The sequence below is a fragment of the Streptomyces sp. NPDC059008 genome (assembly GCF_042749045.1).
Classification (GTDB): domain Bacteria; phylum Actinomycetota; class Actinomycetes; order Streptomycetales; family Streptomycetaceae; genus Streptomyces.
Window position 1 is genome coordinate 49,492 of record NZ_JBHYJC010000003.1, and the last position, 23,945, is coordinate 73,436.

At 70.0% G+C, this 23,945-nt stretch carries 27 protein-coding genes and 1 pseudogene; 15 read left to right on the forward strand and 13 right to left on the reverse strand.

Translation table 11 applies throughout. From position 1 onward, the window contains the following. Positions 1-201: 201 nt before the first annotated feature. Both ACFWZH_RS05495 and ACFWZH_RS05500 read left to right on the forward strand, forming a co-directional pair. On the forward strand, positions 202-669 hold the full coding sequence (locus ACFWZH_RS05495) for an ATP-binding protein (protein ID WP_384425797.1): 468 nt from the start codon (positions 202-204) through the stop codon (positions 667-669). Positions 670-820: 151 nt separating this feature from the next. Next, the gene (locus ACFWZH_RS05500; protein ID WP_384425800.1) at positions 821-1,636 is read left to right on the forward strand and encodes a DUF899 family protein; all 816 of its coding nucleotides are present in this window, start codon (positions 821-823) and stop codon (positions 1,634-1,636) included. 44 nt (positions 1,637-1,680) lie between these two features. Here the strand turns inward: ACFWZH_RS05500 and ACFWZH_RS05505 are convergent, their stop codons facing one another. From ACFWZH_RS05505 to ACFWZH_RS05515, 3 genes are all read right to left on the reverse strand, one after another. Then, the gene (locus ACFWZH_RS05505; protein ID WP_384425803.1) at positions 1,681-2,277 is read right to left on the reverse strand and encodes a dihydrofolate reductase family protein; all 597 of its coding nucleotides are present in this window, start codon (positions 2,275-2,277) and stop codon (positions 1,681-1,683) included. 28 nt (positions 2,278-2,305) lie between these two features. Continuing rightward, entirely contained in the window at positions 2,306-3,025 is a 720-nt protein-coding gene (locus tag ACFWZH_RS05510; protein ID WP_384425804.1) for a DUF899 domain-containing protein, read from the reverse strand. 211 nt (positions 3,026-3,236) lie between these two features. Next, positions 3,237-4,109: an LLM class flavin-dependent oxidoreductase gene (locus ACFWZH_RS05515; protein WP_384425807.1), complete on the reverse strand. Its 873-nt coding sequence runs from the start codon at positions 4,107-4,109 to the stop codon at positions 3,237-3,239. Positions 4,110-4,425: 316 nt separating this feature from the next. Between ACFWZH_RS05515 and ACFWZH_RS05520 the strand changes: the two genes are divergently transcribed. From ACFWZH_RS05520 to ACFWZH_RS05550, 7 genes are all read left to right on the forward strand, one after another. Continuing rightward, the gene (locus tag ACFWZH_RS05520) at positions 4,426-4,581 is read left to right on the forward strand and encodes a lasso RiPP family leader peptide-containing protein (protein WP_384425811.1); all 156 of its coding nucleotides are present in this window, start codon (positions 4,426-4,428) and stop codon (positions 4,579-4,581) included. Positions 4,582-4,764: 183 nt separating this feature from the next. Then, positions 4,765-6,648, forward strand: coding sequence for an asparagine synthase-related protein (locus tag ACFWZH_RS05525; RefSeq protein WP_384425813.1), 1,884 nt, complete (start codon positions 4,765-4,767; stop codon positions 6,646-6,648). Beyond that, positions 6,629-6,889 carry a lasso peptide biosynthesis PqqD family chaperone gene (locus tag ACFWZH_RS05530; RefSeq protein ID WP_384425816.1) on the forward strand — a complete coding sequence of 87 codons (261 nt, stop codon included), beginning with the start codon at positions 6,629-6,631 and terminating at the stop codon, positions 6,887-6,889. Before ACFWZH_RS05525 ends, ACFWZH_RS05530 begins: the two co-directional genes overlap by 20 nt. After that, the gene (locus tag ACFWZH_RS05535) at positions 6,886-7,311 is read left to right on the forward strand and encodes a lasso peptide biosynthesis B2 protein (protein ID WP_384425819.1); all 426 of its coding nucleotides are present in this window, start codon (positions 6,886-6,888) and stop codon (positions 7,309-7,311) included. The genes ACFWZH_RS05530 and ACFWZH_RS05535 overlap by 4 nt, the downstream gene beginning before the upstream one ends. 63 nt (positions 7,312-7,374) lie before the next feature. Continuing rightward, positions 7,375-8,004 carry a helix-turn-helix transcriptional regulator gene (locus tag ACFWZH_RS05540; protein WP_384425822.1) on the forward strand — a complete coding sequence of 210 codons (630 nt, stop codon included), beginning with the start codon at positions 7,375-7,377 and terminating at the stop codon, positions 8,002-8,004. 41 nt (positions 8,005-8,045) lie between these two features. Further along, positions 8,046-8,516: a DUF3291 domain-containing protein gene (locus ACFWZH_RS05545; protein ID WP_384425825.1), complete on the forward strand. Its 471-nt coding sequence runs from the start codon at positions 8,046-8,048 to the stop codon at positions 8,514-8,516. Positions 8,517-8,784: 268 nt separating this feature from the next. Further along, on the forward strand, positions 8,785-9,324 hold the full coding sequence (locus ACFWZH_RS05550; protein WP_384425827.1) for a cysteine hydrolase family protein: 540 nt from the start codon (positions 8,785-8,787) through the stop codon (positions 9,322-9,324). Between the two features lie 75 nt (positions 9,325-9,399). Here the strand turns inward: ACFWZH_RS05550 and ACFWZH_RS05555 are convergent, their stop codons facing one another. The 4 genes from ACFWZH_RS05555 to ACFWZH_RS05570 all read right to left on the reverse strand — a co-directional run bounded on the left by ACFWZH_RS05555 (position 9,400) and on the right by ACFWZH_RS05570 (position 12,344). Further along, complete coding sequence (locus tag ACFWZH_RS05555) at positions 9,400-9,765, reverse strand: hypothetical protein (protein ID WP_384425830.1); 366 nt, start codon at positions 9,763-9,765, stop codon at positions 9,400-9,402. A gap of 64 nt (positions 9,766-9,829) precedes the next feature. Beyond that, positions 9,830-9,958 (reverse strand): hypothetical protein, encoded by a 129-nt coding sequence (locus tag ACFWZH_RS05560; protein ID WP_384425832.1) that lies wholly within the window; start codon positions 9,956-9,958, stop codon positions 9,830-9,832. An 85-nt stretch (positions 9,959-10,043) separates the two neighbouring features. Beyond that, positions 10,044-10,601: a hemerythrin domain-containing protein gene (locus ACFWZH_RS05565; protein ID WP_384425834.1), complete on the reverse strand. Its 558-nt coding sequence runs from the start codon at positions 10,599-10,601 to the stop codon at positions 10,044-10,046. Between the two features lie 264 nt (positions 10,602-10,865). Then, the gene (locus tag ACFWZH_RS05570; protein ID WP_384425837.1) at positions 10,866-12,344 is read right to left on the reverse strand and encodes an aminotransferase class I/II-fold pyridoxal phosphate-dependent enzyme; all 1,479 of its coding nucleotides are present in this window, start codon (positions 12,342-12,344) and stop codon (positions 10,866-10,868) included. A 927-nt stretch (positions 12,345-13,271) separates the two neighbouring features. On the opposite strand from ACFWZH_RS05570, the gene ACFWZH_RS05575 reads away from it, so the two are divergent. Next, complete coding sequence (locus tag ACFWZH_RS05575) at positions 13,272-14,237, forward strand: hypothetical protein (protein ID WP_384425839.1); 966 nt, start codon at positions 13,272-13,274, stop codon at positions 14,235-14,237. Positions 14,238-14,308: 71 nt separating this feature from the next. Here ACFWZH_RS05575 and ACFWZH_RS05580 read toward each other — a convergent pair whose 3' ends face one another. Further along, positions 14,309-15,250 carry a helix-turn-helix transcriptional regulator gene (locus ACFWZH_RS05580; protein WP_384425842.1) on the reverse strand — a complete coding sequence of 314 codons (942 nt, stop codon included), beginning with the start codon at positions 15,248-15,250 and terminating at the stop codon, positions 14,309-14,311. A 292-nt stretch (positions 15,251-15,542) separates the two neighbouring features. Between ACFWZH_RS05580 and ACFWZH_RS05585 the strand changes: the two genes are divergently transcribed. The 4 genes and pseudogenes from ACFWZH_RS05585 to ACFWZH_RS05600 all read left to right on the forward strand — a co-directional run. Beyond that, positions 15,543-16,055 carry an RICIN domain-containing protein gene (locus tag ACFWZH_RS05585; RefSeq protein WP_384425845.1) on the forward strand — a complete coding sequence of 171 codons (513 nt, stop codon included), beginning with the start codon at positions 15,543-15,545 and terminating at the stop codon, positions 16,053-16,055. A gap of 127 nt (positions 16,056-16,182) precedes the next feature. Next, positions 16,183-16,731 (forward strand): GNAT family N-acetyltransferase, encoded by a 549-nt coding sequence (locus ACFWZH_RS05590; protein WP_384426765.1) that lies wholly within the window; start codon positions 16,183-16,185, stop codon positions 16,729-16,731. 149 nt (positions 16,732-16,880) lie between these two features. Next, positions 16,881-17,330, forward strand: coding sequence for a hypothetical protein (locus ACFWZH_RS05595; protein WP_384425848.1), 450 nt, complete (start codon positions 16,881-16,883; stop codon positions 17,328-17,330). A gap of 87 nt (positions 17,331-17,417) precedes the next feature. After that, a pseudogene (locus ACFWZH_RS05600) lies at positions 17,418-17,630 on the forward strand (IS5/IS1182 family transposase); the annotation flags it as partial. A 15-nt stretch (positions 17,631-17,645) separates the two neighbouring features. Here ACFWZH_RS05600 and ACFWZH_RS05605 read toward each other — a convergent pair. After that, a complete protein-coding gene (locus ACFWZH_RS05605) occupies positions 17,646-17,951 on the reverse strand; it encodes a putative quinol monooxygenase (protein WP_384425851.1) in 306 nt (101 codons plus the stop codon). A 201-nt stretch (positions 17,952-18,152) separates the two neighbouring features. Here ACFWZH_RS05605 and ACFWZH_RS05610 point away from each other — a divergent pair, with 201 nt between their 5' ends. Beyond that, the gene (locus ACFWZH_RS05610; RefSeq protein WP_384425854.1) at positions 18,153-18,635 is read left to right on the forward strand and encodes a hypothetical protein; all 483 of its coding nucleotides are present in this window, start codon (positions 18,153-18,155) and stop codon (positions 18,633-18,635) included. Positions 18,636-18,856: 221 nt separating this feature from the next. Here the strand turns inward: ACFWZH_RS05610 and ACFWZH_RS05615 are convergent, their stop codons facing one another. The 4 genes from ACFWZH_RS05615 to ACFWZH_RS05630 form a co-directional block, all read right to left on the reverse strand. Then, the gene (locus ACFWZH_RS05615; protein WP_384425857.1) at positions 18,857-19,705 is read right to left on the reverse strand and encodes a hypothetical protein; all 849 of its coding nucleotides are present in this window, start codon (positions 19,703-19,705) and stop codon (positions 18,857-18,859) included. 197 nt (positions 19,706-19,902) lie between these two features. Next, positions 19,903-21,534 (reverse strand): hypothetical protein, encoded by a 1,632-nt coding sequence (locus ACFWZH_RS05620; RefSeq protein WP_384425860.1) that lies wholly within the window; start codon positions 21,532-21,534, stop codon positions 19,903-19,905. Between the two features lie 181 nt (positions 21,535-21,715). Next, positions 21,716-22,870, reverse strand: a complete 1,155-nt coding sequence (locus ACFWZH_RS05625; protein ID WP_384425862.1) for a substrate-binding domain-containing protein — start codon at positions 22,868-22,870, stop codon at positions 21,716-21,718. A 32-nt stretch (positions 22,871-22,902) separates the two neighbouring features. Next, the gene (locus ACFWZH_RS05630; RefSeq protein WP_384425865.1) at positions 22,903-23,943 is read right to left on the reverse strand and encodes an ABC transporter permease; all 1,041 of its coding nucleotides are present in this window, start codon (positions 23,941-23,943) and stop codon (positions 22,903-22,905) included. Positions 23,944-23,945 lie beyond the last annotated feature (2 nt).

Genomic DNA, 23,945 nt, shown 5'->3' on the forward strand with positions numbered 1-23,945 from the left:
CGGCAATACCGCTCGTCTGAGCAGAACCAGCTCATCTTTCAAAAATGCGGCCGCAGGCTATTGACACCGCATTTCACGGATCTTTAATGGAAGGGAAATTGCATATATGAGCTGTTATTGCTCACATGAGCAAAAAGCCGCAGATGCGGCCGCGTTGATCGCACGCTTTGCTTGCTTGAAGGGTCAAGGAAAATGACTGTTGTGGCTGAATTCGCCATCCCCCGTGATGTCGAACTGACCTCTGCCTCGTGCGCGTTGCCGGCAGTCCTGTCCTCCGCCCGGCAGGCGCGCACCTTCACCTCGGAATTTCTGCGGCTCCGGGGCGAGGCCGAAGAATTCATCGAAGCGGCCGTACTGATCGTCTGCGAGCTGGCCACGAACGCCATTCGCCACGGTGCCCGGCTGCTCGCCGAATACGGGCGCGAGCGGGGGCCGGATTCCGCGATCGCCCTCCGGCTGGCGCTGGAATCCGATGTGCTGCACATCGAGGTGCACGACGGCTCCGTGATCCTTCCCGTCCAGCGTGCGGCCGGGCGTGAGGAGGACTGCGGACGCGGGATGATGATCATCGCTGCGCTCGCCGAGTCCTGGACGTGCGGACTCGATCCCGCGGGCGGCAAGTGGGTACGGGCGACCCTGCGGCGGTCGACCGACGCCCTCCAGGCCTGACCTGGACCGTGACCCGGCCGGTCCACTGCCTGACCGAGGCGCCCCTGCCCCGATGAGTTCCGGCCGGGTCACGAGTCTGATCTGGTGACCGTCGTAGGGCGTCGTACGACGCTGCCGGCACGAGACGCCACGTGACACCACGGAGGACACCATGACCACCACGCCGAACGACCCGACCACCGCGTCGCCCGGCCGCCCGCCCGTCGTCGACCTGGCCACCTGGCAGGCCGCCCGCGACGAGCTCCTGGTCCGCGAGAAGGCCCACACCCGCGAGGGCGACGCCCTCGCCGCGGCCCGCCGCCGGCTGCCGATGGTCGAGTTCGACGGGACGGTCGAGGTCGTCGGGGCCGACGGCCCGGTCCCGTTCCTGGACCTGTTCCAGGGCCGCGACGAGCTCGTGGTCTACCAGCACATGTGGTACGACGGCGCGCCGCACCAGGGCCAGTGCGAGGGCTGCACCACCACGGCCTGGCACCTGAAGGACGCCGTCTACCTCAACGCCCGCGGCGTCTCGTTCGCCATCCTGACCACGGGCCGCTGGGACGAGGTGGCCCCCTACGTCGCGTTCATGGGCTACACCCAGCCCTGGTACTCCGTGCGTGACGTCGACGCGCCGGTCGGCGGCGAGATGGGCCACCTCACCTGCTTCCTGCGCGACGGCGACCGCGCGTTCCTCACCTACTCCACGACGGGCCGCGGCAACGAGCGGGTCAACGGGTCCCTCGGCCTGCTCGACATGACGCCCTACGGCCGCGGCGAGGCATGGGAGGACAACCCCGAGGGCTGGCCCGTGATCGGCGACGTCCGTGAGGGGTACCCGTCCGTGGCCCGCCAGGCCTGTTGGTCCTGGCGCTCGGACGCGGACGGGAACGCCACCTGGGGCCCGACCAGCCGCCCCGTACCGCAGTGGACCCGCCCCGGCGCGACCCCCGTGGAGACCCTCGGCCGGCACGGCCACCACCACTGACGCGCGGCGGACGACGGCGAAGTCGCGGGCGCGGCGGGCGCGTCCTAGGGGGTGCCCCGGACGGGCCGGTACGTGAGGAAGACAAGGTCGTCACCGAGGGTGCGGGTGCTGATGAGGCGCAGCGGTTTCATGGCGCTGATCTCGCCGAAGAGGCGCTCGCCGGCCCCGAGCACCACCGGAAACACGGTGAGCCGCAGTTCGTCGACGAGGTCGTGCTCCATCAGCAGCTGCACGAGCCGGATGCTGGCGTAGACGACGATGTCGCCGTCCAGCTCCTGCTTCAGCTGGGAGACCTCGGCCACCACGTCGCCCTTGAGCACCCTGCCCTTGGACGCCGTCGAACTGCTCCACAGGGGCTCTTGGAGGGTGGCGGACACCACGTACTTGGGCATGCCGTTCAATCTGTCCGCCCACTCACCACTGCGGGAGAGCCACCGCGTGGCGAACCACTCATCGCTCCGCCGGCCGAGCAGCAGCGCGGTGGCGCCCAGGGCCTCGTAGAGCTCGAGCTTGGCCCACGCCTCGCGGTCCCTGTCCCCCATCTGGAGGAACCAGCCGCCGCGGCTGAAGCCCTCCTCGCCGGTGGGGTCCTGGACGACACCGTCGAGCGAGACGTTCTCGCTGATGATGATCTTCCCCATCGCGGTCTCCTCGACCGGTGGCGTCAGCTCACCGGTGCCTTGGCCCTCGGCTGGTCTGGGCCACCCACTCCGGTGCCGGCTCGGCCTCGCCGTATGCGTCGTGCCAGTCCCACCATTCGTACGGCGGGGTCTGGGGGTAGCCGTCCGGCGAGTCCTCCCATGTCTCCTGCCGCCCGAGCGCGGTGATGTCGAGGTAGCTCCAGAGGCTGCCCATCGCCTCGTCGCCGCGGGCGTTGACGAAGTACGTGCGGAACACGCGGTCGCCGTCGCGGAGGAACGCGTTCGTGCCGTGCCACTCGTCCACGCCGAAGTCGGTGTCGAACTCGTCGGTGATCGTGTACCACGGCATCGCCCAGCCCATCCGCGCCTTGACGCGCTCGATGTCCGGCTGCGGCGCCCGCGACACGAAGACGAGAGTGGTGTCGCGGGCGTGCAAGTGGGCGAGGTGGCCGACCTGGTCGGCCAGCATGGAGCAGCCGCGGCAGGCGTGGTCGGGCCAGCCGAAGACGCCGGGCTCGAAGAAGGCACGGTAGACGATCAACTGACGGCGCCCCTCGAACAGGTCGAGCAGACCCGCCCTGCCCTCGGGGCCGTCGAACGCGTACGTCTTCTCCACCGCCTGCCACGGCATCCGCCGGCGCCTGGCGGCCAGTGCGTCACGGGCGTGGGTGAGCCGCTTCTCTTCCACGAGCAGCTGCCGGCGCGCCGCCTCCCACTCCTGCGGTGAAACGATCGCGGGTGTCGTCATGGCGAAGTCCACCTTCCAGTGTGGTCCGAGCGCCTGCGCCGGGCCAGGGGCGTGAGGGGGCGCTGCCCAGCAGGCCCTCTGCGTCGGGAGCCGACGGCCACAAGGCACGGGTGCGCTCCGGTACGCCGCACAGCTCTGGCGGGACCTCGTCCCCGTCCAGCTCGTCGACCGTCACCTTTCCTGTCTACTCCTGCCGCCGCCCCGAGGCACCTCAGACGACCGGCGGCCCCGCTTCGATGCGGCGCAATACCGGGGGCAGGCGGTCCAGGTCGGGGCCCGTCTGGACCTGCCGCTCGTCCCACCAGGTGGCGCCGGCGTCGCGCAGCGGACCGATCACGTCCCTGGCCTTGGCCGCGTCCAGGGGCGTGGCACCGCCGAGCACGAACTCGAAGGGGTTCCCGGCACGCTCGGCCGCTGCCGTACGCTGCTCGCGCACATAGCCGACCAGCTCCCGTACTTCTGCCGCGTCCGGCACATGGCCGTGTCGCGCCGACTCGAAGAGCGGCACCGCGCCGTCCCACCGCGCTGCTCGCCGCATCGGCGGGCGACGCGGCCAGAACCCGCCGATCCATACCGGCGGACCGGGCCGCTGAACGGTGGCGGGCAGCAGCGTCACGTCCCGGGCCTCGTAGTGCCGGCCGTGGTGGTTCACCGGCTCGCCGGACCAGAAGTGCCGCAGCAGCTCCAGTCCCTCGTCCAGCCGTTCAGCGAGGACGCGTGGCTCGGCGGGGTCGCCGAAGCTGCGGTATTCGTCCTCGATCGGACCGCCCAGACCTGCGGCGAAGATCGCCCGGCCGCCGCTGAGGTGGTCCAGGGTGGCCACTTGGCGGGCGAGTTGCTGCGGACGGTAACGGGGGACCGGCGTCAGCAGCGTGCCCAGCCGGATCCGGGAGGTCGCCAGCGCGGCCGCGGTCAGCAGCATCCAGGGGTCTGCGAAGGGGCGCCCCTGGTGTTGTCGGTGCAGTACGTGGTCCCAGACGAAGAGCCCGTCCCAGCAGGCCTGTTCGGCAGCGGCCGCCACGGTCGCGACGTTACGGGGGTCCGCGAAGTCGCCGAAGTTGGGAACGTTGATGGAGAAGCGCATCACAGCAGGATGCGCAACCGGCCGTGAAGAGGCAATGGGGGCTGGATACGGGCGAGTTCAGGGCGGCCACCGACAACGGCCGGATGACCTGCCGGCCTTGTTTCATCGGCATTTCATTCTCCGCTGCCAGGGTCGACGGGTCGGTGCTGAGAGCGCTACCGGAGTCATGTCCGGGCTGTCCCGTCCGCAGGGGCTTGTCCGATCCGGCTCAGTGAGAAATGGGTGGACGCATACGAAACCTCTCAGCCCGGCGGAGCAGATCTTCTCGCCGGTAGCGGCCGGCTGGTCCACCCGTGTTGATCTGGAGGTGTTCACCTTGATCGAGACGCAGAACTTCGAGATGCGGAACGTCGGGACCGCTGACGTGTACGAGGCCCCGCTGCTGACCGAGGTCGGCGACTTCGCCGACCTCACGCAGGGCAACACGGGGCTGTACCCCGAGGCGGGCGCTACCTGGTACGTCTGGTCGTGACCCGGTGTGCGGGTGCCGGTGCGTGACCGCCATGCGGCGCGGGCCGGCACCCGCACCTTCCGGTGGGGGGCCTCGCGGGAGCACCGCCGGTGGGAGGAATCCAGGGTCCGGCGAACCGGGCCGGAGCCCGTTCGCGCTTCGGGGCAGGCGTGCCGGGGCGCGGGTGGGCGCGAGGTGTCGAGGGTGGGCTGCGCAGTGGGTGACATGGTGGCGAGCTGGTTCGTGGCGTTCCCGGATCGGGAGACGCGGCAGGGATGCGCCGGACGGTTGCGGGAGTCGACCGTCGATGTGGTGTGTCATCCGTCGGGCCGGCCGTGGCTGGTGGGTTCCTGGCCGTCGGAGCGGATGGTGCTGGCTTCGGAGGGCGGGCGGATGCTGGCGGTCGTGGGCACCTCGTCCACGACACCTGCGGACCTGACGGCCCGTCTGAAGAGGGTCCGTACGGTCGCGGACGTCGAATCCGCGCTGAACGGGGTGCACGGCGGTTTCCATGTGGCCGCGTCCGTGGACGGCCACATGTACGTCCGCGGGAGCGCCTTCGGGGCCCGGCGCCTGTACCGCGCCGAGGTCGGGGGAGTGACGGTGTGCGCGGACCGGGCCCGCACGCTGGCCCACCTCACCGACGCCGGCCTCGATCCGGCCCGAGTCGCCGCCCGTCTCGCCGCGCCCTGTCTGCCGCACCCGTTGGCCGACGCCGGGATGTGGACCGGCGTGGAATCCGTCGAGCCCGGCCACGCTCTCCGCGTCGCTCCTGACGGGCGTACGTGCACCACCGCGTGGTGGCGGCCACCGCCCGCGGACCTGCCCATGGCGGACGCCGCGGGCCTGTTGCGTGCGGCCCTGCGAGCGGCCGTGGCGCTGCGCGTGCGTCCGGGCCGGGTGCTGGCCGCGGATCTGTCCGGCGGAATGGATTCCACTTCGCTGTGCTTCCTGGCCGCCGAAGCCGGCGCTCATCTGGTCACCTCGACCCAGCACTGGAACCGGCCCGGCAACCAGGACCACCACTACGCCCGATGCGCCGCCGACCACCTGCCCCACGTCGAGCCCCTGGTCTTCGCCTCCGCCGACCTGCCTGCGTGCTTCACCGGTCTCGACGAACGCCGCGAGCCCCTGGAGGAGCCCTCGGGCCTCCTGCGCGACCGAGCACGGCACTGCCACACGGCCGATGCGCTGCGCGCCCGGGGAGCCGAGCTGCGCCTGTCGGGGCACGGCGGCGACCACGCCCTCGTGCCCCCCGACGCCTACCTCCACGGCCTGTGGCGCCGTAGCCCGCTCACCGCGCTGCGGGTGACGAACGGGTTCAAGGCCCGCGGCCGTTGGAGCCTGCCGGCCGCCGCGCGGATCCTGCTGGGCGCCGGCTCCTACTCGGCCTGGCTCACCGGCGCCGCCGCACGTCTGCGCGAAGGCGCCGGGACGCACCAGGGCCCCGCTCCATGGGGGCCCCGGCCGGCCCTGCCGCCCTGGGCGAGCGACCACGCCGTGGACCTGGTCGCCACGGCCCTGCGTCGCGCGGCCGAACACTCCGAGCCGCTGGATCCCGACCCCGGCCGGCACGCCTGGCTCCTCCAGATGCGTGAGGCCGGGCGCGGCGCCGCCCTCCTCCACGAGGCGTCCACCGCTCATGGGCTGCCGACGGACAGCCCCTTCTGTGACGACGCCGTGCTGACCGCCTGCCTGACCGCCCGCCCCCATGAAGCGGGCCACCCCTGGGCCTACAAACCCCTGCTGGCCGCCGCGATGGACGGCCTGGTGCCCGCACACATCCTGCGTCGCACCACCAAGGACCACTGCGGCCCCGACTGGTACCTCGGTCTGCGCACCCACCGCCGCCACCTGGCCGGCATCGCCGACACCTCACACCTGGTCACCGCCGGCCTCGCCGACCGGGAACTCCTGCGCCGCGCCCTGATCAGCCCCGACCTGAACATCGGCGGCGCCCCGGAACTGGAGAACACGCTGGCCGCCGAGGTGTGGCTGCGCGACCTTGCCGCCCACCCCGACCCCGCCCACCTCGTCCCCCGCCGCCACCCACACCAGGAGTACCCCGTTGACACGGCTACGCACTGACGTCGCCTGCTGCCCCACCGAAGAAGGCATGGTCCTGCTGGACGAGCGCGACGGCCGCTACTGGCAACTCAACGCCACCGGCGCAACCGTCCTCCAGGCCCTCCTCGACGGCGCCGGCCCCCAGCAGATCGCCGATCGACTCGCCGCCACCCGCCCCGTACCCCGCGATCGCGCCGCGGCCGACGTCGTCGCCCTGCTCGACCGTCTCACCCGCTGCGGACTGGTGGTCGACGCCCCGTGAGCCAGACCCTCGACACCGACCACGGCCGTCCCCCGCTCGGCCGCCGAGCCGCCGCTCGCACCGCTGTCGCCGGCGCACGGCTGCTGGCCCACCTGCCGCCCAAGCGTCTACAGGCCGTCCTGCGCGCCGCCCGCCGTGGCGCGCGGCCCGCCGACCACGCCACCGCCCTGCGGGCCCGGCAGGACGTCACGGCCGTCAGCGTCCTGTGCTCCGGGCACTACTGCCTCCAACGCTCCCTCGCCACGGCCCTGTTGTGCCGCCTCGGCGGCACCTGGCCCACCTGGTCCACCGGGGTACGCACCCCGCCCTTCGCCGCCCACGCCTGGGTCGAAGCCGACGGTCGCCGCGTCGGCGAACCCGACGACACCGTCACCTACCGCACCCTGCTCAGCGTTCCCCCGCTCAACGACCACCACCCGTAGCGTGGAGCCACCCGGGCCCCGGAGCTCTGTATCAAGTACTCCCATTGGTCATAGAATCGGCGCGTGACTGCTGAAGATTCCGCATTTGCGGTGCTGGGTGTGCTGGGCGATCCCGTGCGCCGTCGGCTCTATCGACACGTCGCCGCCACCCCGGGTGAGGTGGGGCGCGACGCGGCCGCGGAAGCGGTCGGGATCTCCCGATCGCTGGCCGCCTTCCACCTGGACAAGCTGGTCGAGGCGGGGCTGCTGGCGGTGTCCTTCCGGCGGCTGTCCGGGCGCACCGGCCCCGGGGCGGGGCGGCCGGCGAAGGTGTACCGGCGTGCGGAGGGCGAGCACGCGGTGTCCGTTCCGCCCCGGTCCTACGACGCGGTCGGTCGACTGCTCGCCGAGGTGGTGGAGAACGCCGGCCTGGACCGGGAGCTACAGGCCGCGGCGAAGGCCGCGGGTGCGGCACATCCGGATGCATCCGCCGACGACCTGGTCGAGGTGCTGCGGGCCCGCGGCTACCAGCCCTTCTGGGAGGGCGAGACGCTACGGCTGCGCAACTGCCCCTTCCACGCGCTGGCCGAGGAGTTCCCCGCCCTGGTCTGCGGGATGAACCTCGCGCTGCTCGAAGGTCTGGCCCCCGAGCAGTGGTCGCCGACGATGGACCCCTGTCCCGGCGGGTGTTGCGTGGCGCTTTCTAAAAAATAGACTCATTGACTATAGAAGCGGGGTCGGGCCATGCTGGGCTCATGACTGGCTTTCACCTCGCGCAGGTCAACATCGGCCGCATCGTCGCTCCGCTGGACGGCCCGGAGTTGGCCGACTTCGTCGCCCAACTGCCCGAGATCAACGCGCTTGCCGAGCGCAGCCCCGGTTTCGTGTGGCGCATGGTCGACGACGGGGGCGAGGACGCGACCGGCGCCCGCCCCGACGAGAACGACGACATGCTCCTGATCAACTGCTCGGTCTGGGAGTCGGTCGAAGCCCTGCGGAACTTCACCTACCAGACCGGTCACCTGCGCGTACTGAGCCGCCGCCGCGAGTGGTTCCACCGCATGGCCGATGCGCACCAGGCCCTGTGGTGGATCCCGGCCGGTCACCGCCCCACCATCGCGGAGGCGATGGAGCGGGTCGCGAGCGTACGCGCACACGGCCCCGGCCCCCTCGCGTTCACCTTCCGCGACCCCTACCCGGCACCCTCCGGGGTCGCGCAGGGGTAGGGGCTGTGGTGAGGGTCGGCGCAGGTGCGAGGCGGTCCACCGCGCGGCACAGTGAGAGGTGCGGCATCCGGAGAAAGGCGGGCGGACCCGTGGGGAGCAGGAACGGACCGAGAACGTCCCGCGGCAAAGGGCTCCCGGCACGGCTTTTGGAGGTGGGTCCGTGACCGTCGGGGCAGGCTTCGACGAGCGCACCCCGCGTCGGCCCCGTGCCCGGCTCGACGCCCGCCGCCGCGAACGCCCGGGGCCGAGCTGAACAGGGCCCCTCGCCATGTCCGCCACCGCACTCGTCGTGATCGACATGCTCAACTCCTACGAGCACGAGGACGCCGACCTGCTGGTCCCCTCGGTGCGCACGGTCCTGCCACACCTCACCTCGCTGATCGAACGGGCTCGGCGGAGCGATATCGAGGTCATTTACGTCAATGACAATTTCGGACTGTGGCGCTCACACCATGATGAGCTGCTCGACACCGTGCTCAGTGGCCCCTACGCGGACCTGGTGGAGCCGGTCCGCCCGGATGACGATGCACTGTTCGTGGTCAAGGCGCGACACTCGATCTTCTACCAGACGCCGCTGGAATATCTGCTGCGCCAGCACGGTATCGACAGGATCGTGCTCTGCGGTCAGGTGACCGAACAATGCGTGCTCTACTCGGCGCTCGACGCCCATATCCGGCACTTCGGTGTCACTGTCGTCGAGGACGCCTGTGCGCATATCCACCAGGACCTCGCGGAGGCCGCCCTGCGCATGATGGAACGCAATATGCAGGCCCGTATCGTCAGTTCCACCGCGGAAGAACTCTTCTGAACGGGAGGTCCGGCTGAACGGGAGGCCCGGCTCCATGGCCCCGTCGGCCCGGCGTCGGCGAGCCGCACGAGCCGCTCAGGAATCCTTCGGATCGACACCCGTTTGGGCCTCATCATCCCGAGTTCCACTCGGCCGACGCGACCGACCTTTGGGGCCCAGATCCCGCATACCCTTTTCATCGGTCTCGGCGGCGCGCTGCTCGCCACTCTTGGTGTCGCTCTTCACGTCGCTCGCCGGCGGCACCTTCTCCCGGCCCTTGCCTTCCTTACCGGCGTCCGCCTCGGGCGCGTAACGCTCCGGGTGGAAGGACCGATGCGCACTCTCGTTCCTCTTCTGCTCGGTCTGGTCGACGTCGGGCGACCAGCCGTGCTGCTCGGTTCCCTTGTGCCTGCTGGGCCCCTCACCCATCTTCGGATGGGAGGACTTCCGCTCCTTGGACATGTCATCTCCTTCCCCTCTCCCTTCAGCCTGCGCACCCGCTGACAGATCCGCACCCCGGCGGCCGCTACCGTCCGCCTCTCGTTCCGTCCCGCCCGACCTGGATGATGCCGGCGTTGGCGATGACGATGTCCAGGCCGTCATGGCGATCGGCGATCGGCGATCTCGGCGAGGCGACCACGGACCGCGGTGGCATCCCGTACATCGCACACCACGCTGCGCACCGAGCCCGTCCCCGACGAGCGCCCCCGCGTAGCGTCGGGAGACCCCGGGACGAGCGGTTACTGGCCGCGGCCGGTGAGGTAGTCGCGTACCCGGTCGACCATCCCCAGGCCCGGGGCGAGCAGCTTGTTGGCCGGCGGTGTGCTCGGTGCGCCCGGGTGCGGGCGGGTGGGAGCCTTCTTCTTCGCCTGTCGGACCTTGTTGCCCAGCTCTTCGAGGACGTAAGGGTGAACGTCGGTGCGCAGCTGCGCGAAGAGGCGGTTCTCCTCGTCGTCGACGTGGGCGGTCACCTCGGTGCGCAGCTTCACTACGAGTCGGTCGAAATCGAGATCAGTGGCCGCACGTTGCTGGAGGTCCTTGAGGAGCTGTTCGACACGCGCGTGGTCGGCGAGTTCCTTGTCCGCCAGCGCGTCGCCTCCTTCCACGTGCTCCCGCACCGCCGGATACAGGTACTCCTCCTCCGCGACGGAGTGCCGCACCAGCTCGATCGTCAGCACATCCACCAGACGCCGGCGCTCCTCACTACCCGGCGGCGCGTCCTCGAACTGCTTGAAGAGCTCCTCGACCTCCCGGTGGTCGGTGGTCAGCTCCTTGATCACATCGTCGCCATGTCCCACGGCACACCGCCTCTCGTCGTGCAGCCGGCTTGTCCGGCCGTCCCACCACGGGTGCCCGAACTCCGAGGGAAATCACACCGCTGTGTGGTGGATTGCCCCACCTGCCGGACGGACGGCGTGGCGCGCAACGAGTTCCCACCGAGAACCGACGCCGGACAACCAAAACCACACCTTTCCTCCACTGCCGGAATGCGCGCGCCGGAAGGAGACCTGGACACGCTCCTGGCCCGAATCGAAGGGGTCGCTGTGTCACTCGCTGGGACGTCACTCGCTGGGACCGACCATGACCCGCACGGTCTCCAAGCCGGTGTCCACGGCATCGGGCACGTACATCCCCGCTCGGACACCCGAGTGCAGATAGCGCAGAACCGGTTCGCTGAGCAGTTCGCCCGGCAGCACCGCGGGAATACCGGGCGGGTACGGCGTCAGCATCTCCGCGGCCACCCGGCCGGGCGCCTCGCGCAGCGGAACATCCTCGACACGGCCGAAGAACGCGTCACGTGGCAGGCACTTCTGCTCCATCCGTAGCTGTTCAGGCGCAGGGACGTGCACCTGGGGGCCGGGACGCAGCTCGGGCGCGGCCGCTGCCAGTGCCTTGAGCCCGTCGACGAGTGCGTTCGCGGTCTCTTCGTTGTCGGCGTAGGTGAGCTGGGTGTTGATACGGCGATGGTCGGACAGGTGCACATCGATCGAGCGGTGTTCGCGCAGCCAGTCCGCCGCGCGGTACCCGGTGGTGTCCAGACCGCTGACGTCGATGACGACCGGCAGCGGGTCGAGGTCGTCCGCCAGGCCCGCACCGCAGAAGTCGGCACGGTCATTGACGTGCAGACCCTCGATGTCCTCGATCGCCGCCCGCGTCTGCGCCACCAGCTTCAAGGCTCGGTCGAGCAGCTCCCGGCCGTGCTGGACCATCTGCCTGCGCCAGCCGTCGAGAGCCGCGTAGATCAGCACCGACGGGCTGGTGGTGCCCAGGAGGTCGGCGCGCGTCTTCAGCAGCGCCGGCTCCAGCAGATCCCCTTGCAAGTGGAAGACGGAGCCCTGCTCCAGGCCGGCGCCCATCTTGTGGATGCTGGTCACGCACACGTCCGCACCCGCGTCCATGGCCCACGCGGGCAGGTCCGGATGGAAGGGCAGATGCGCGCCCCATGCCTCATCGACGATCAAGGGGCGGCCCCGACGGTGACATACGTCCGCGATGGCCCGCAGGTCGGCACAGCTTCCATACGGTGTCGGGCTGGTGACCAGGGCCCCTCTGGCATCTGGGTGCGCGGCGAAGGCCTGCTCGAAGTCGTCTGCCGAAGGGGGGTGCGCCAGATGTCTGTCGGCGTCCCACCGGGGGTCCACCCAGACGGGGCGAATGCCGGAGAGGATCAGGCCCGAGACGACGGACTTGTGCGCGTCCCTGCCGATCAGCAACTCCTCGTGTGGGCCCGCCACCGCGAGCATGGCCGCCTTCACCGAAAGGGAGCTTCCGCAGGTCGAGAAGAACGTGTGAGAAGCGTGCACCGCGTCGGCCATCAGGTGCTCGGCACGTTCGAGAACCCGGCTTCGGGCCCTTCGGTCGTCCAGCCCGCCGAAGGCGAGTACGTCGCTGTAAAAGACCGCGTCACCCAGCACCTCACGCGTCCTGGGGTCGGCTCCGCGCGCCTGCTTGTGGCCGGGCGGGCCGAAGGCCAGCTGCCCCGTGGCGTGATATTCCGCGAGGGCGTCCAGCACCGGCGCCTGGCTGTGATCAGGAGACATGGCACCACCACATTCGAAGGTCGTCCGGCGCAGCCGCCGGCACTACTGGTTCACGTCCGGGACGGACCCGGTGCCGGACGAACGCGGGCGGGCCGCGCCCCGCAATCCGGTAAGCCCTGGCCCGTTCCTGCCCGCGGCCGGTGAGGCTCTCGCCCACCAGGTCACCAGCCCCAGGCCGCGGGCGAGCGGGTGGTCGACTGTGGCGTGCTCGGGCCCTCGCCGGATGCGGCCATCGGCTCTCCGGCCGTCGCACCACGGGTTCCCGATCGTGGGCCGCGATAACACCCGTATGCGGTCTCTTGCTCCAGCTGTCGGTGGATCGGCGTGGCGCTCAGGCACCGGCCTGGAAGGAGAACGATGACGAGCCTGAGGAGGGTGTGCTCGCCGCTGCTGCCGTGGTCAGGCGCTCTCGCCTGTGCCGCCTCCGGACCCACCGGAGCCGCAACCAGAGCCGAGGTCGGTGTCGGTGGGGTGCTCTTTCCACCGGACCTCGATTAAGGACAATGTCGCCTCGGCTCTTCGGCGTTCGGCCCGGAGCGGTGTATCGCCAGGCAGCGGGCCCTCCCGGGACGATCTGGGGCCGTGGCGCCGGGCTGCCGGGTCGAGTGCGTGTGCGTGTGCGAACTCTACGGGCCCCGTTCGTACTGGCCAGTGGTCTGCAGGCCGGCACGGGACGTGGGGTGTGGGGCAGGGGCCGGATATCGATGGGGTCCTGAACGCGTGAGCTCGATCTTCCGTCTTCTGTGACCGACGGGCCGGTGATCGCTCGTTCGACGGTCCGTGCACCACTCGCTGGGCAGCGGACCGGGGGCGAGCCCGGTCCCGCTCCGCTGCCGGTACGGCAGCACGGTGCCGCCACGGGGAGTTGGTGGCTTCGGCAGTCCCACGCGCCGCCGGGTGCGGGGGCCGACGGGAGAGGCTTGATCGTTGAGTAGAGGCAATCGTCCGCAGACCCTGGGGACCCTGCGGGCCACGCGTACGCGATTACCGTCGCGGCGGTGGATCACCGCCGTGCTCGCCGCCCTGAGCGCGGTGGCGGCCCTGCTGACCGTTTCGTTGACCGCTGCGCCTGCGCACGCGGTGAACGGCGACGGCAGTTCGTCGTTCGCCACGTACAACATGCACGGCTCGGACAACGGTTCACGGTGGACCACGGAGATCAACCGGCTGGTCGCGAACTACCCGGTGGTGATGCTGCAGGAGGCCGGCAGCGGGCCACCTCAGCCGGCGGACGACCACCGGACCAGCTACCGGCAGATGCGGCTCACTCCGAACCGCAACCCCCAACCCAGCTCCTACACGGTCTCGACCTGGGCGGGCGGCCCGAACGGCACCAACCGCTACGTGTACCGCCTGCAGACCGACCCCCGCAGGATCAGCGAGACGAACGAGGACACGTGGGACGGCGGCCAGATGAACCTGGCGACGGTCACCGACACCCGGGCCACTGAGGTCCGCGTCCTGGAGAACAACTCCTACGCCCCGGACCCGAACGCCCCGAACAACCGCTACCGGGCCCGCCCGTTGCTCGGTCTGCGGTTCGGGAACACCTGGTACTGGAACACCCACGCCCGCGGCGAGGACGTGACCGGAGACGAGAACCGGCCCGGACTGCTCCACCAGGTCCGCACCTTCATGGCCAGGAGCGACCAGCGCGGCCGGCACTGGGTCCTGGCCGGCGACTACAACGTGAACATCCTCCACCGCAACGACAACGAGGCCCGCCAGTCGCTGCATCTGCACGCCGGCGAGCGCCTGCTGCGCACGGGTCAGCCGACGTACATCAACGGCGACCACCCGAGCGAGCTGGACTACGCGGTCACGAGCGGCCTGCCCGGCGGCTTCACCGCGTCCCGCGCGGACGGTGCCGGATCCGACCACGTGAACCGGTGAACCCGCCGGGCAGCCGGGGCCGACGTACAGCCGGCCCGGGCGGCCCGGTTCCTCTTGCGGGCTGAAGGGCGTCACGCGGTGATGGCCGCCACCAGTTCGTTCCGCCCGTAGGTGCCGGTCTTCCGGAAGATCGCCCTGAGATGTTCGTTCACCGTGTGTACGGACAGGTCGAGGAGCCGGGCGATCTGCTTGGGCGCGGATCCGTCCTGCAGGTGGTGCACGATCTGGCGTTCGCGGGCGGTGATTCCGTACCAGTCGCAGAACGAGGGGAGCAGCAGCGTGCCGGTTGCCCGCTGGATCATGACCGCGACGTCGCCGTCGTCACCGAGGGGCTGTGCCTCGATCGCGGTCCACCAGCCGGTTCCCACCGAGGGTACGCACACCCGCGGGTATGGCCCGCACGGGTCGCGCGCCTCCCGTGCCGCGGCCGCCAGCGCGCCGAACGACGACTCGGTCAGCCAGTCCGGAACGTTCTGTCGAGCCGTCATCGCTTCCAGCCACGGTCGCGCTTGAGGCGTCATGGCCCCGATCCGGCCGTCCGCGGCGACGATGAGCACGCTCGGCGGCGGCGCGTGTACCGACGGGGCGACGGGCCCAGCCGTCACATAGCTGCGCAGCGCGGTGATCAACGAAGGCCCGACCTCGGCGATTCGCCGTGCGTCACCACTGTCGAACGGCCGCCCGCCCGCCTCCCGCAGCAGGTAGAGCACTCCCCACACTCCGCGCGTGTCCCGCAACAGGAGGCACAGCTCCTCACCGACCCCGTACTCGTCGAGCAGCCGGTCACTCACACCTGGGCGATGTCTCCGATCGGCCACCATCACCGGAACCGGCTGCCGCGCCAGGCGATCCAGCTCCCGCACAGCCGCTGCCATGCGGTGAGGGTTCAGTAGCGCGCGGCCGACATCGGGGGCGTACCCGTGCCAGAACGCCAGTGACGTGATGCCCACACCCGACGCCGGGTTCATCACGCCACACCGCAACCCGTCATGCGCCACCACCGGCGCGAGCACCCGGGACAGCGCCGCCCCCGTCTCCTTGAGGTCGGCTCCCGGTACCAGTGCCGCGCGCAGATCCCGGTACATCCGATCCCCGTCAGCCCTCATATATCCAAGTGTGGGCTCCACGGGGGTCCCTCAGACGGTATGCGCCGGCGTCAACCCCCAAAAGTTTGGAATTTCCGGGAATCCAGGGCGAGGCGATCCTCAGATGTGTGCTTCGGCAGTCACCTGACAGCCGCCACGGCTCAGGCCCGTGCCCAGCACGACACAGACCAAGACCGGTCAACAGAGTGGGGGAGTACAGATGCGATCTGCACGGCGGATTTCTGTGGTCGCAGCGGCAGCGGCGAGTGCGCTGGTGCTGGGGCTGTCGTCGGCACCGGCGGCCCACGCGGCAACCTACTACCAGCTTGTGGCGCGCCACAGCGGAAAGTGCGTCACGGTGCCCAACGGCAACATGGGGCACGACGTTCCCGCGGAGCAGTGGACCTGCCGCGGCGAGACCGACCAGCAGTTCGGGGTCGACCACCTCGACCACGGCGAGTACGCGATCAAGGCCCGGCACAGCGGCAAGTGCCTGGACGTCGAATGGGCCAGCCACGACAGCAGGGCCCGCATCGTCCAGGCCAACTGCCACTACGGAGACAACCAGCGCTGGTACCAGCAGCCCACCAGCGACGGCTACGTCCTGCTCATCGCCAAGCACAGCGGCAAGTGCATGGACGTCGCCTGGGCCGACCAAGGAGACGGCGCACCGCTGGTCCAGTCCGGCTGCTGGCACGGGAACAACCAGCAGTTCAAACTGGCGCTGGTCTAGAAGGACTGAGCGCCGCAGGGGCCCAAGCCGCTGACGCTGAGGCCCCAGGAACCACACCGTCAGCACGGCTGCGGCCGGTCGCCAACGCGGACTCGATCCGCCGGCTGACCGCAGCCAGCCACCCCTACTGCCCCTATCCCCTGTTGCGGCACCCACGCGCGCCTGTACGCCATGGAACCCGCAGGACGAAGCAGCGCGGCTCCGTGAGCCCGCGGCCCGGGACCGTGCGGCGGTCATCGAGCTGCTGGCCTCACCAGAGGTGGGCACCTACCTCGGTGGCCCCCGGCCGCGTGATGAGCTGGAGCGCGAGATGCCGGAGGTGCCCGGCCGGCACCCCGGCCGTTTCACAGTCGATCTCGACGGAGCGATGATCGGCCAGATCACGCTCTACAGAGACACGGGGCACCTTCGTCAGGCTGCCGGGAAGACTGAGCTCGGCTACTTGTTCCTGCCGCAGACGTGGGGACGCGGGTACGCCGGCGAGGCGTGTGCAGCGGCACTCGACTGGTTCGCCTGCGCGCTTCCCGGCGAACCCGTGGTGCTGGCCACCCAGACCGCCAACGTCCGCTCGATGCGCCTCGCGGGGAAGCTGGGGTTCGTCGAGGTGGAGCGGTTTGAGGCCTACGGCGCCGAGCAGTGGTTCGGCATGTGGTCCCCGGCCGCGCTGTCCGACTGAGGTCGTGCTCGGCGGTGTCCGTACTCACCACCATGAAGCCGGGGGAGCGCGGGGGTGCAAAAGAACGGGTTCTGGCGCAGTGATCGGTGAGGTTGCGGTGGTGAAGCGTGGTTGCGTTCGGCCGTTGGCTGGGTGTCATGATCGGCCGTATGGGAGCTCTCTTCGGCTACTACGCCGCTGCTGATGACGAAGACGCCGTCCGGGCTGCGGTCCGCGAGGACGGACAGCCGATGGGGACGGGGTATGACTCGTTCGTCGTGAAAGGCCTCGATCCGGTGGTCGAGCTGCTGCCGGCCGAGGTGCTGGTTACCGGGCGAACTGCCGATGCTGTCGAATCGGATCCGCGACATGGCCATGTGGTCGGGATGGCGGGTGACGGAGAAGTCGTCACGCTGTCGCTCACTGATTCCTTTCGTGACTCCCTCGGCCGTTTCGACCGGAAGCAGCTGGGCGAAGTGGTCCGTGGTTGGTCTACGTCGAGCGTTTTCAGCGCTCAGTCGGATCTGAGTGGGCTCACGGGCTTCTTGGAGGATCTCGCTGCTCTCGCAGAGCGGGCGCTCGTTCGCGGCCACAGGTTGTACTGCTGGATCAGTGTGTAGTGGGCGCTTGATCACGTTGATCCGGTTGACGTGGACCTTCATGCCACCTGAGCTGCCAGGGCAGTGCGGTGACTGTCGTAAGGGCGCAAGGGCCAGCGTGCCGACCGCCGGCGCCGCGGCAGCGCGGGCGGCCGACCCACCGGGTTCGATAAGGCGATCTACAAGCGTCGCAACGAAGTCGAGCGAACGATGAATGCGCTCATCGGCTTCCGCGCCGGATCCACCCTCTTCGACAAGAGGGCGTACGTCTTCCACGGTGTTGTGACCGTTGCCGCCATCCGCCTCTGGCTCCGCTCATGACCCGCCGGGCGGCCCTTAGATCAGGCCCTTCGTGGTGTCTCCGGTCGGGAAAGCTTCCATGACAGCGATATCGAGGGGCTCGGCGAGTGCATCGGCGATCGCGGTGGCAATCGCGCCGAGCGGCTGGCCTTGGCTGTGGGCGTCCAGGCTGGCCTGGTCGGCCCACTTCTCCACCACCACGACTCGGTCTGCTCCGGCGTGGACGGCGTACAGCTGGCAGCCGTCCTCGGCGTGAACGGCCGGGCTGTGCTTCTCGAACGCGTTCAGGACCTCCTCGCGTCGGCCGGGCTTGGTCTTGATCGTCGCAATGACAACGGGCATATCGTCCTCCTGGGAATGGGCGGAAATCGCTACCCTAACGATCTTCGGCCTCGAGGATCGAACGAGAGTCCCGACCGCTCGTCACGAGGGCGGGGTGCGCTTCTTGTACCGAGTGGGTCCTAAGCTGACGCGATCGTAGTGCCAACGAGCACGGGACGAGAGCCGGCGCCGACTGGTCCGGGTACCGAATGAGGACGATGCATGCAGGGCGAACCCATAGCCGGACGGCGGGCGAGGATCTACCGGTTGTGGCTTGTCATCCCCGCATCAGGGATGGCAGGCGTCTGGCTCGCTCTCTACGAGCGCTCGCCCGCTGCGGTCCCGTCGCCCCAGTTCTACATCCTGTGCGGAACCCCGGGATCCCTGAAGGCGCTCTCCTTGGCATCGGTCCTCTCCATCGTCACCGCCGCGGCCGTGTGCGTCACCGGTACGGTCCGGGCCTTCAGAACGCCCTCCCGCCGTCCCCTGCGGCCGATCCTTCACCTGGCCGTGGCACTCGTTCTCCTCGTGGGAGCGGACAGCATGGACTACCTCGGAAGCGGCGTCGCCTACCGCGCGGCGGTGCGCAGCAGCGCGAACACCGACAGCTGCGAAAGTGCCTACCACGTCACGCCAGGCTGGTTCTTCTTCCTCGCTCCGGAAGACCGCGCTCAGTGGCACAGCCGCGCAGTCGAGCCCCGGTGATGCGTCTGCCCGTCGCTTCAAGCCCCTGTCTTGGGGTGCGTTGACCACGAACGTTCGCCGGGGTGGATCCCTTCACGGCAGGACGTTCTTCGTCGGCGCAGTGAAGACCGGAGCGCTGCACGACGTCTGACCGGCTCAGGGCCTCCGCCCGCGCATAGCAGAAGACTGCGCGGTCCGGTGGGTGGGCCGGACCGCGCAGAGTTGCCGTAACGGCGTGGGGGTCAGTGGTTTCGGGTGGCGGAGTCGTCGTGGACGCCGCATCGGGCCGTCCTCTTGGTCTGGCCCAGGGGCAGGTCGATACCGAGTCCGGGGTTGCCGCAGGTCTGGTTCTGGCGGCCGTTCTGAGCGGTGTTGGTCTCGGGCCCGACGACCTGCCCGCCGTCGGCCAGGGCCCGGCCGCGGTGCTCGGGGCCGTGGCCGTGGGAGTGGTCGACCGCGATGCAGTTGGTGTGCTTGCGGATGGTGCCCAGGACGTTGACGGTCAGGGTGTCGGCGGAGTTGCCGCAGTACACGTTCTGCTTGCCGGTCTGCGCGGCGTTGACCTCCGGCCCGATCGCGGTCCCACCCAGCGCCGAGGCGTTGCCCCGGTGTGCGTGTCCGCCGTGACCGTGGCCGTGGGAGCCGCCGTGGTGGTGACCGCGATCGACGGCCACACAGGTGGTCTTCTGGTTGAGGGTGCCCGCGACGTTGACGGTGATCAGGTCGGCGGAGTTGCCGCAGGCGAGGTTCTGCTTGCCCCTCTGGGCGATGTTGGTCTGCGGACCGAGGGTCGTGGCGCCCACGGCGTGGGCGCCCCTGTGGTGGGTGGTGTGGTGGCGGGTGTGGCCGTCGATGTCCACACAGGGCTTTCCCTGGTGCACCGTCTCGACGAGGTTGACGCGCAGCAGGCGGGCGGAGTTGCCGCAGGAGAGGTTCTGCTTGCCGGCCTGGTCGGTTTGCTCCTGCCCGCTGAGCGGGGTGAGGTCCATGTCGGCGAAGGCGCTGGTGGAGCCGGCCGACACCCAGGCGCCGGCCGAGAGCACGACCATCACGACCCTGCGGACCTTCTGACCGGTGGCCCCGTGCGTCACGCGCCGTCCCTTGTTCCCCATCGAGTGTGCTCCCGCCGTCGCATCGTGAGTGCTGCGCCCCACCGGCGACCTGCCGCGCCCCGGTGAACCGCCGTCATGGCCAAGAACGCCAATCGTGACGAAAGGTCACGATATGCCCGTAAGGTCGAGGCCCCGCCCGGATGCCGGGCGGGGCCGATCAGGCGGGGACACGCGGTCTACCGGTAGACGGAGCCGATGTTCTTGGAGCGGTCCACGGCGACGCACTGGGTGCGGACACGGGAGCCGGTGGCGGTCAGGGTCAGGTCGTTGGCGTTGCTGCAGTTGTTGTTCTGCCGGCCATCCTGCGCGGTGTTCTGCTGGAACAGCCCCGCCAGGCCGGAGCCGCCTTCGGCCTTGGCGCCGTCGCTGATCTCCGCGGTGCGCGCACGCTTGGAGCGGTCGACCGTCGCACACGCGGCGTCCACGTCGGAGCCCGTCAAGTGCAGAGTCGTGTTGTTGACGTTGCCGCAGTTGTTGTTCTGCCGGCCTTCCTGGGCGGTGTTCTGCTGGACCCCGAGGGCCGTGAGGCTGGATCCACCGGTGGCGTGGGCGCCGCCGCCCTTGGTCAGTGTGCGATCGCTACGGGAGCGGTCCAGGTTGGCGCAGTGATTCTGGGTCCGGCCCTCGATCGGGCGGATGGACGCGGCGTTGGACTTGGCGCAGTTGTTGTTCTGCCGGCCTTCCTGCGCGGTGTTCTGCTGGAACGCGGCGATGGGGGCGGAGCCGCCGGTGGTGTGCGCGCCGCCGCCCTTGGTCAGCGAACGTTTGTTGCGCGAGCGATCCAGGTTGACGCAGTCGCCCTCGGCCCGTCCCCCGGTCACGGTGAGGAGCGTGCTGTTGAGGTCGGCGCAGTTGTTGTTCTGCCGGCCTTCCTGCGCGGCGTTCTGCTGGAACACTTGCGCGGCGCCGGAGCCGCCGGTGGTGTGGGCGCCGCGGCCCTTGGTCAGCACGTGATGGTTGCGCGAGCCGTCCCGGTTGGCGCAATGCCCCTTGGCTTGGCCGCCGGTCACGTTGATGTCCGTGGTGTTGGCGTCGGCGCAGTTGTTGTTCTGCCGGCCCTCTTGCGCGGTGTTCTGCCGGAACGAGCCGAAGTCGTCGCCGGAGCCGCCGGTGGCGTGGGCGCCGCCGCCCTTGGTGAGCGTGCGGTGGTTGCGCGAGCCGTCCCGGTTGGCGCAATGCCCCTCGGCTCGGCCGCCGATCACGGGGAGGGAGACGAAGTTGGCGTCGGCGCAGTTGTTGTTCTGCCGGCCCTCCTGCGCCGTGTTCTGGTCGAACACGCCCGCGGCGGCGGAGCCTCCGGTGGTGTGGGCGCCGCGGCCCTTGGTCAGCGTGTGGTGGTTGCGGGAGCGGTCCAGGTCGGCGCAATGCGCCTGGGCCGGACCGCCGGTCACGGTGATGTTCGTGTGGTTGGCGTTGGCGCAGTTGTTGTTCTGACGGCCCTTCTGCGCGGTGTTCTGCTGGACCGCGTTGGCGACGCCGGAGCCGCCGGTGGTGTGCGCGCCGCCGCCCTTGGTCACGGCGTGCTTGTTGAAGGACGCGTCGCCGACCACACAGTGGCCGTCCGTACGGCCTCCCGTCAGCACGGCTTCCGTTACGCCGAAGGGCAGGCCGTTCCAGTGGGAGCAGTTGTTGTTCTGGCGGTGGCCCTGCGCGGTGTTCTGCTCCCATGCGTCCAGCGGGGCGGAGCCACCGAGGGCGGTGGCTCCGTGGCCATGACCGTGGCCCTCGGCGAAGGCGATCCCCAAACCGGTGGACGCCCAGCTGCCCACCGCCAAGACCACCAGTGCGGCCCTTCCAACCCTTCGCAAGCGCACAATTCCTCCCGGAATGAATCGAAATCTCCTACATCCTCCCTTCAACGACCTTTCGCTCGCCGATGACACGGAATCACCCCAGACCTCCCCCGGACAGCTCACGGCCCACCCGAAGCTTCTACGACGGGGGCTGGAGCGCTCGCGGTGAGGGGGCTGAGTGTGGTGTGTCCGGGGCCTACCTGCCCCAGATCTTCCGGTACGTCGTGCGGTAGCCGGGTGGGTCCCAGGTTGTCGCGCCGCGGCTGTTGGTGGCGGTGGCGATGTGGACGGGGGCGACGTAGCCGCTGGCGGGTGTGCCGGAGAAGGCGCGGTTGAACTCGTCGAGGATCTGCCAGCCCTGTTGGGCGAAGGGTTCGGGGACGGTGGCCGCCTGGAACTGGCGGCTGTTGATGCGCTGGAAGGCGGAGGGGTCGCCGTCGCCCGCGCCGATGTTGTACGGAGGTCCGGCGCCCTTCTTGCGCGCCGCGCGCAGGGCCGGGGCGGCGTCGGCGAAGTAGACGTCGTTGATGGCTACGGAGTGGGTCCAGGCGGCAGGGAAGCGCGAGAGGAGGGAGGAGACCTCCTGGGGGGTTCGGCTGCTGGTGTCGGAGATCGGGATGTTCTCCTCGGCCAGGATCCGCGTGCCCGGACAGGTGGCGAGTTCCTTCTTGATCAGTTCGGACTTGTTCCTGGCGAACGGGATCGAGGCGTCGGTGAACACCACGACTCCGGCGTTGCCGTGGGAGTGCGCGATGATCCAGTCGGCGCTGATGCTCGCGACATCGCCGACCTTGGTGGTGACGTTGCTGAAGAGTTCGGGGTCCTTGCTCGGGCCGGGGGAGTCGACCGCGTGCCAGCCGACGAGCGGGATGCGTTCCGCGTTGGCCTTCGCGACCTGCTGCGACGTCAGGTGGGGGTCGAAGCCGCCGATGACGATGCCCGCGGGCTTCAGGGCGATGGCCTGGCTGAACGCCGCCTGGATCCCGGCGGGGGTGCCCTGGCCGTCGATCACCCGGACGTCCCAGCCGATGGCTTTCGAGGCTTCCTGCACGCCCTCGGCGGCGCCCGCGACGCCCGGGTTGTTCATGGTCTGCGCGACATAGATGATCTTCTTGCCGGATACGGCCTTGGGGCCACCGGTGGGGCCGTTCCCCGCGCGGCTGGTCTTCTCGGCCCGTGCGACGGCTGCCTCGGCCCTGGCCAGGGCGCTGGGACAGCCCGGCGTGGCCGGCCGCGCCGAGACCGGGCCGCCGCCGCTCGACGCCCCGCGTTCGCAGCCGAGGAGGACGGTGGCCGCGACTGCCAGGGCGACGGTGCCGCGCCGCACGGCGGCCTGGCGGGGCGGGCGCACGGCGCTGCTGGAGCGAGGATGACCGCCGGAGGTCACGAGGTGGCCTCGGGCACGTCGTCGCGGGTTCGGGGTGGTGCGGTCCGCCGTTGCCGCAGCTGCCGCCGGGCGGCGTAGCCGGCCATGCCGACGGCGAGGAGCAGGGTGGCGCCGTTGAACAGCGGGGTGACCCAGAACTGGGCGCCGAGCTGGCCGATGCCGGCGAGGCCGATGGCGAGGATCGTGACGGCGACCAGGGTGCCCAGGGCGTTCGGGCGGCCGGGGGTGATCGCGGTGGAGCCGAGCAGCGCACCGACGAAGGCGGGCAGCAGATAGTCCAGGCCGACGCTGGGGTTGCCGATGCGCTGCTGCGCGGCGAGCAGGACGCCGGCGACGCCGACGACCAGGCCGGATCCGGCGAAGGCGTAGATGACATAGCGCCGGGAGGGGATGCCCACCAGGTCGGCGGCGCGCGGGTTGGAGCCGATGACGTACAGGTACCGGCCGAGCGGCAGCCGTTCCAGCAGCACCCACAGCACGGCGGTCAGGGCCAGGACGTAGAAGGCGGGCACCGGCAGACCGAGGAACCGGGAGTCGTACAGGTCGGTGAAGGCGGCCGGCAGGCCGTGCGGGCCGGGGACGATCCGGGCCCCGTTGGTGATCCAGCCGGTGAAGGCGTACAGGATGCTGCCGGTGCCCAGGGTGGCGATAAAGGAGTTGATCTTCGCGAATTCGACGACGACCCCGTTGAAGACGCCGACCACCGCCCCGCCGAGGACCACCACGAGGCAGGCGACCGGCCAGGACCACGCCTCGGCGACGATGAGCTGCATCGTCATGACGTGGGTGAGGCCGAGACCGTAGCCGATGGACAGGTCGAACTTGGCTGTGACGATGGGGATCATCGCGCCGAGCGCCAGGATGGCGGGGATCGACTGGTTGGACAGCACCGCGGAGATGTTGTCCAGGGTGGGGAAGGTGTCCGGCAGGGCGAGGGAGAAGGCCAGGAACAGCAGGGCGGTGAGGGCCAAGAGGCCGTAGGCCCCGAGGAGGTGGCCGAACCGGCGGCCCAGCGGGGGACGGGGGGAGGCGGCCATCG

Bases quoted from the DNA above. Each gene is read 5' to 3' on its own strand.
- ACFWZH_RS05560 (WP_384425832.1), bottom strand. From the start codon at position 9,958: ATGCCACCGCGGTCCGTGGTCGCCTCGCCGAGATCGCCGATCGCCGAT.
- ACFWZH_RS05570 (WP_384425837.1), bottom strand. From the start codon at position 12,344: ATGTCTCCTGATCACAGCCAGGCGCCGGTGCTGGACGCCCTCGCGGAA.
- ACFWZH_RS05510 (WP_384425804.1), bottom strand. From the start codon at position 3,025: ATGACGACACCCGCGATCGTTTCACCGCAGGAGTGGGAGGCGGCGCGC.
- ACFWZH_RS05605 (WP_384425851.1), bottom strand. From the start codon at position 17,951: ATGCCCGTTGTCATTGCGACGATCAAGACCAAGCCCGGCCGACGCGAG.
- ACFWZH_RS05555 (WP_384425830.1), bottom strand. From the start codon at position 9,765: ATGTCCAAGGAGCGGAAGTCCTCCCATCCGAAGATGGGTGAGGGGCCC.
- ACFWZH_RS05500 (WP_384425800.1), top strand. From the start codon at position 821: ATGACCACCACGCCGAACGACCCGACCACCGCGTCGCCCGGCCGCCCG.
- ACFWZH_RS05610 (WP_384425854.1), top strand. From the start codon at position 18,153: ATGCAGGGCGAACCCATAGCCGGACGGCGGGCGAGGATCTACCGGTTG.
- ACFWZH_RS05630 (WP_384425865.1), bottom strand. From the start codon at position 23,943: ATGGCCGCCTCCCCCCGTCCCCCGCTGGGCCGCCGGTTCGGCCACCTC.
- ACFWZH_RS05595 (WP_384425848.1), top strand. From the start codon at position 16,881: ATGGGAGCTCTCTTCGGCTACTACGCCGCTGCTGATGACGAAGACGCC.
- ACFWZH_RS05515 (WP_384425807.1), bottom strand. From the start codon at position 4,109: ATGCGCTTCTCCATCAACGTTCCCAACTTCGGCGACTTCGCGGACCCC.
- ACFWZH_RS05550 (WP_384425827.1), top strand. From the start codon at position 8,785: ATGTCCGCCACCGCACTCGTCGTGATCGACATGCTCAACTCCTACGAG.
- ACFWZH_RS05545 (WP_384425825.1), top strand. From the start codon at position 8,046: ATGACTGGCTTTCACCTCGCGCAGGTCAACATCGGCCGCATCGTCGCT.
- ACFWZH_RS05505 (WP_384425803.1), bottom strand. From the start codon at position 2,277: ATGGGGAAGATCATCATCAGCGAGAACGTCTCGCTCGACGGTGTCGTC.
- ACFWZH_RS05585 (WP_384425845.1), top strand. From the start codon at position 15,543: ATGCGATCTGCACGGCGGATTTCTGTGGTCGCAGCGGCAGCGGCGAGT.